This window comes from Novosphingobium endophyticum (assembly GCF_014640675.1).
In the GTDB taxonomy this organism is placed as follows: domain Bacteria; phylum Pseudomonadota; class Alphaproteobacteria; order Sphingomonadales; family Sphingomonadaceae; genus Novosphingobium; species Novosphingobium endophyticum.
This window is the reverse complement of sequence record NZ_BMHK01000104.1, coordinates 1-857: the sequence shown is the minus strand read 5'-3', so window position 1 is coordinate 857 and position 857 is coordinate 1. Positions and strand designations below refer to the sequence as shown.

The following is an 857-nucleotide window of genomic DNA, read 5'->3' as shown; positions in this document are numbered from 1 at the left end:
CGTCGCCGAATCCTTGAGCGCGCGGCCGCCCGAGACGATGATCTTGGCGCTGGTCAGTTCCGGACGTTCGGACTTGGCGACTTCGGCGCTCACGAAGCTGGACAGGCCCGCATCGCCCGGACCCGCGACATCCTCGATTTCCGCCGATCCGCCACTGGCTGCCGCCTTCTCGAAGGCGGTGCCGCGCACGGTGATGACCAGCCTGGCATCGGTGCTCTCGACCGTGGCGATGGCGTTGCCGGCATAGATCGGGCGGGTGAAGGTCTTCTCGCCCTCCACCGAGATGATGTCCGAGATCTGCATGACATCGAGCAGCGCGGCGACGCGCGGGGCCACGTTCTTGCCGGTGGTGGTGGCGGGCGCGAGGAACGCATCATGGCTCGCCATCAGATCGGCGATCAGCGGCGCGACGTTCTCGGCAAGGCCGTGCTCGTAGGCGGCGTTGTCAGCCAGGTGGACCTTGGCGACGCCGGCGATCTGCGCGGCGGCCTCGGCCACCGCGCGGCAGCCCGCANTGAGCGAGGCGTTGTCGTGTTCGACCCAGACGAGCGTTTTCATCTCAGGCGACTCCCATTTCCTTGAGCTTGGCGACGAGCGTGTCGACGTCGGGCACCTTGATGCCGGCTTGCCGTACCGGCGGCTCGGAGACCTTGAGGGTCTTGAGGCGCGGCGCGATCTCGACGCCGTAATCGGCGGGCGATTTGGTATCGAGCGGCTTCTTCTTGGCCTTCATGATGTTGGGCAGCGACGCGTAGCGCGGCTCGTTGAGGCGCAGGTCGGTGGTGACGATCGCGGGCATGGCCAGCTTCACCGTCTCGAGACCGCCATCGACCTCGCGCGTGACGGCAACATGATCG

The 857-nt window shown here is 66.9% G+C and carries 1 protein-coding gene and 1 pseudogene; both read right to left on the bottom strand.

Annotated elements, in window-relative coordinates:
* A pseudogene (locus IEX32_RS20415) lies at positions 1-558 on the bottom strand (electron transfer flavoprotein subunit alpha/FixB family protein); the annotation flags it as partial.
* A gap of 1 nt (position 559) precedes the next feature.
* A partial coding sequence (locus IEX32_RS20410) for an electron transfer flavoprotein subunit beta/FixA family protein (protein ID WP_444543976.1) occupies positions 560-857 on the bottom strand: 298 nt, incomplete at its 5' end.